Origin of the sequence: Wolbachia endosymbiont of Nasonia giraulti (assembly GCF_048054155.1) — a bacterium.
Taxonomy (GTDB): domain Bacteria; phylum Pseudomonadota; class Alphaproteobacteria; order Rickettsiales; family Anaplasmataceae; genus Wolbachia; species Wolbachia pipientis_C.
Genome location: NZ_JAFEVH010000069.1, coordinates 1 through 5,067 on the forward strand (window position 1 = coordinate 1; position 5,067 = coordinate 5,067).

The 5,067-nt window shown below is 35.0% G+C and carries 3 protein-coding genes and 1 tRNA gene; 1 reads left to right on the forward strand and 3 read right to left on the reverse strand.

Annotated features, from left to right (window positions below):
* Positions 1-188: 188 nt before the first annotated feature.
* The 3 genes from JR312_RS05965 to JR312_RS05975 form a co-directional block, all read right to left on the reverse strand.
* A complete protein-coding gene (locus tag JR312_RS05965) occupies positions 189-2,573 on the reverse strand; it encodes a lipase family protein (RefSeq protein ID WP_416647955.1) in 2,385 nt (794 codons plus the stop codon).
* Between the two features lie 12 nt (positions 2,574-2,585).
* Positions 2,586-3,188 (reverse strand): RDD family protein, encoded by a 603-nt coding sequence (locus JR312_RS05970; protein WP_264331179.1) that lies wholly within the window; start codon positions 3,186-3,188, stop codon positions 2,586-2,588.
* 23 nt (positions 3,189-3,211) lie between these two features.
* A tRNA-Leu gene (locus JR312_RS05975) sits at positions 3,212-3,294 on the reverse strand.
* A gap of 102 nt (positions 3,295-3,396) precedes the next feature.
* Between JR312_RS05975 and JR312_RS05980 the strand changes: the two genes are divergently transcribed.
* Positions 3,397-4,839, forward strand: coding sequence for a replicative DNA helicase (locus JR312_RS05980; RefSeq protein WP_264331109.1), 1,443 nt, complete (start codon positions 3,397-3,399; stop codon positions 4,837-4,839).
* Positions 4,840-5,067: the final 228 nt, after the last annotated feature.

Below are 5,067 nucleotides of genomic sequence, written 5' to 3' on the forward strand. Positions count from 1 at the left end.
AAAAAGGTAGAGCAAAAGTGGATTACTGCTTTGCCTAATTGGGCTTTAACTATGTCTCAACTTGATATCTTTTTTCCTGGTAGGTTAAAAATTGAGTTGAATTGAAAATGCGGTTTGACACACTTTTTTGAACGTTCCCACTAGCAATGAAGAATATTTAAATTAATACTCAAGCAGCTACTCTACAACTAAACTAAAGAATGACTAAGATCATTCCCGATTTGACTAACTTCAACATTATTAAGTGCGGTATTTGCGTTATAAGAACAGTAACATCCTACTGCAAGAAAAGTTAATGCAGCTACAGCAAGCGAAACACACATTGCTAAATGAACCATTGTTAAACTTGTACCAACAGCAAATGCTCCAGATAATACAAAAGAAACAGAAGCATAATTACCTTGCCTTTTACTGTAAGTTCTTGCTTTCAAGAATTTTTCACTTAGCTCTTCATTCTTGCTTTCAAATTGCTTCTGTAGACTCTTCTCTAGTACTTCACTTTTGTTTTCAATTTCTTGCAGCTTTGTCTTTAAGTCGTTATTTTCATTTTCGCGTTGCATTATTTGATCAGCGAACGATTGTCTTGCATCATCCAGCTGCCCTTCCAATTGATTGTTTTGTATAGTCATTTGATCTACTTGATCTTTTAGCTTTCCAATCTCTTTTTTCTTCTTTTCAAGCTGAGCTCTTGCTTCATTAGATTCTTTGCTAAGTTGCATGACTTTACTAGTTTCTTCAGCTAGTTTTTGCTCTGATTCTACAAGTTGAACTTCTGTTTGCTCACATTTCCCTTTAAGCTCCCTTGCTTGACTAGACAAATTACTATTTTCCTGTTCAAGTTGAGCTTTTACTTCCCTTAGCCCTCTCTCACTCTCTCTGAATTGAGCTTTAGCATCCCTCAGCTCTTTTTCTGCAAATTCTACCTTTTCTTCTAGCTTAGTTTTTGCTTCCTCAAGTTTCTCCAGTCGATTAGCCAGATTACTATTCTTTCTTTCTAATTCAGCATTTGTTTCCTTAAGTTCCTTTATAGTATCATTAAGCTTGGTTACTGTTCTAGTTTGTTCATCCAGCTCTGCTTTCTTTTCTGCAAGCTGATCTTTTGTCCCTTTAAATTCTGCAGTAAGTTTATCTATTTGATCATTGAGTTGATTAGTCTTCTGTTGTTCTTGTGTTAATTTTCCTTTTTCATCATCTAGCTCTTTAGTTTTTCCAACCAAACTTTGTTGTATACTCTTTAACCTTCCCTCTAATTGAGTTTTGTCATTAGTAGGCTTAGCTACTTCTTGTTCTAGTAGTTTAATTTTCTCTTCTAATTTTGGAGCATATTGAATTGGTATCTCAGAAAGCTTAATGTCTTTATTTTCTTCCTCAACTTTTTTAAAGAACTCCTTATCATTCACATCGACATATGACAAAACTGCATGGTAAAATAGGCCAAAAATATAAGCAATATGACGATACTTAGATGGATTGTTATCTGATTTAAAATTTTCCTGCTCTACTTCCCGAACAAGGTTATAATAGATATTAATTCTATGATAGTGCAGTTCTAAGTACTCCAGAGTTTTACCTGTTTCTAATTTTAATGATTTACCTACATGTTTATAGTGCATACCAGCATTACCATGTGGCAAACATGGTACCGGATCTGATTGACAAGCTACTCTAATAGTCTTATTTCCAAGACACTGATTGTAAACTTCAGCGGCACCATTGTAGAAAACTCTTGGAGAACCAAAAGTTGCAACATGAACATCTTCGGCACCTTCTGTTTTATTAAGACATAAAGCAGCGATATTAGCAAGAGCACCTCCCATGCTATGACCTGTAACATTAATTTTCAAATCTTTGATTGCTAATCCTTTATCATTAGCATGCCCTTTTAATATCTTATGCACACTGGGCCAAGAGCGTTTGAATAAAGAGTAAAAACCAGAGTGGACACGATGATCTTCAGGTAAAAATGACAATTTAGCTAAAGATGCACGAAGATCTTCCTTTACATCATTTAAATCACGAGTACCGTGGTAAGCTATAGTTACTTCCTGACCTTTAATAAAAACATAACCAGCATCTCGATTATATGAATTGCTACTCATTAAAGCATAACCGACATCTTGTTGCTCTAATTTATAATCAGTATCCGAGCAATATTTGTCTTCAATGAGTTCATTGTCGTAAAATTTTATAATTTGATAACCTTCTTCTTCAAATTGCCTTTTAGTTTTGTACTCATCTTGCTTTAATTTTCTGTCCACATTACCGTAGGAAATCTTGCTAAAAGTACACATTTCTTGTAATTTTTCTTTATTAAATCCTGCAATTTGCCCTTTTATCAGATCAGCAAGGTCAAAAGCATCCTTTAATCCAGCACCTTTAAAATCTTCTATCTTCTTCCATGCTTTAATTAGGTCAGAAGTTCCTAGCTCATTAAGGTCAAAACTTTGAGCTTCTAATTCGTTCTTAAATGGTTCTAGCGCTTCAATTGCGCATTCTTTTATTTCATTATCACCAATATGTACAATGCTATCGCTAATAGAATCCATACTTTGACCATGAGTAATACTTGGCATATTTTTTACCTACTATTTCATTTTATCACGCTTAAGACTCTTATTTATGACAACCACTGTGTCTGCGATCTTATCGTGCCAAGTTTGGCAGCGTTTGTCGAAGTTTGCCCATATAAAACCCAAGAATAGTGGTGCAGTTGACAATATAAAGGAAAAAAACCTCTTTATTGCTTGTTTGAGAGTCAATTTTTCAAAAGTTTGTGCATTTACAACTCTGAGTCCAAGTAATAACTTTCCAGGTGTAGCACCAAACCTTATCCACATATATGCCACATAACTAAAAAGCATAATGAATTGAACTATTTGATTTAGAATTAGTAACTTGATTAGTTTACTCTGCATTGCTGTTTCCTCTGCAGATAGTGGTACCTGCATTTGATATTTTGCAGCAATTTGGCCTAATATTTTACTGCTCTCCGAGCTCATGAAGAGTTGATTTAAGGCCTGACCGCAAAACTGCAAAAATAAAACGATGATGATTAAATCAAGAAGCACTGACAAATAGCGTCTAAGTCCCGTTACATAGCATATTCCATTATCATCCTTTTTCACTTTTTGAATAGCATTTATAGAAGAAAGAATGGAAAATAAACGATTAAAAAATTTATGTAACATATATGCATTTTCCAATGTTTGAGTGCCCCTGGCCGGATTTGAACCAGCATGCTTTTGCAAGCAACAGATTTTGAGTCTGCCGTGTCTACCATTCCACCACAGGGGCCTACTTTAATGCTATAAGCAATACAAGATTAGTCAAATTTTTTATCTTTTAAGTAAGGACTGAATATTCTACAATAATCAATCATTACTCTAAAAACTTAAAATGAATGAATTAGTTAACCTTATTGATTCAAGAGAAGAAATATGTAAATTGCCACATAATTTAGAAGCAGAGCAAATGCTCATTGGTGCAATGATTCGAGATAATAGAATTTGTGATGCAGTTGAAGACATAATCACAGCAGATAATTTCTATGATCCACTACATCAAAGCATTTTTACCCAGATATCTAAAACCAGAAAACACGGCATAGTCGCCAATGAACTAAGCCTAAAGATGTTTTTTGAAAATGATAAAGCATTTGCCGAATGTGGTGGAGTTGAGTACCTAGCAAAACTTGCAGCAAAGGCAAGCATTGCGCTTGACATCTATAGCTTGACCAGAATAATCCGTGATACTTATTTAAGGAGATGCTTAATCAAGCTCGGGCAGGAGATAGTTGACGATAGTTATAACTACGACATTGAAAATCCTGCACAGGTACAAATTGAGCAGGCAATGACAAAGTTGTTCAACTTAGCAGTAAAAAAGCAAGGTGATAAGACATATATAAAGCTTGCAAGTTCAATTAAAGATGTGGTTGAGAAGATCAGCAAGCTGAAAAATAACCCAGAGGCGCTAGGTATTACAACCGGACTTCAAGACCTAAACCAGCTTCTTGGTGGTTTGCAGAAATCTGATCTGTTAATTATAGCTGCAAGGCCCTCAATGGGAAAGACAGCATTGGCGCTGAACATCGCACTTAATGCTTGTAAGATTTTGCAAAAAAGAACAGATAAACAACACTACGTAGCGTTTTTCTCACTTGAAATGTCAGCAGAGCAATTGACTGCAAGATTGATTACTATAGATTCAGGCATTGGTTATTATAAGGCACTGACTGGGAGAATTAGTGATTTTGAATTACACGAATTCATTAATGCTAGTACAGATCTATCCGAATTACCTTTCATCATAGATGACACTCCTGCATTATCAATTAGTGCTCTTCGTACCAGAATACGTCTTCTCTATCAACTATATAATGTAGAGGTGGTCTTTATCGATTATCTGCAGTTAATTCGAGGAACAACAAAAAGGAGTAGTGAAAATAGAGTGCAAGAAATCTCAGAAGTGACGCAGGGTTTAAAAGCAATTGCAAAGGAACTAAATATTCCCATTGTTGCACTATCACAGCTCTCTCGTTCTGTTGAGCAAAGGGATGATAAAAAACCACAACTTTCTGATTTACGTGATTCAGGAAGCATAGAGCAGGATGCGGATATAGTAATGTTCCTCTATAGAGAAGAATATTATGAATTAAGAAAGCAACCAAATGAAGGAAGTAATAAACATCGAGAGTGGCAAGAGAAAATGGAGAAAATTAGAAATATTGCAGAGCTGATCATTGCAAAACAAAGAAACGGGCCAATTGGTAGTGTGAAACTACATTTTGACTCCAATAGAGGTGCATTTAAAGATTATACAGAAAGATATAGTCTGTAGCGGTTTTGAGTGGAAGTGTTTAACAAACCATACGTGCCAAATTAAGTAGCTATCGTGAAATATAGCAATATTTAAGATTGGCATTTTATTGGGAACGTTCAAAAAAGTGTGTCAAACCGCATTTTCAATTCAACTCAATTTTTAACCTACCAGGAAAAAAGATATCAAGTTGAGACATAGTTAAAGCCCAATTAGGCAAAGCAGTAATCCACTTTTGCTCTACCTTTT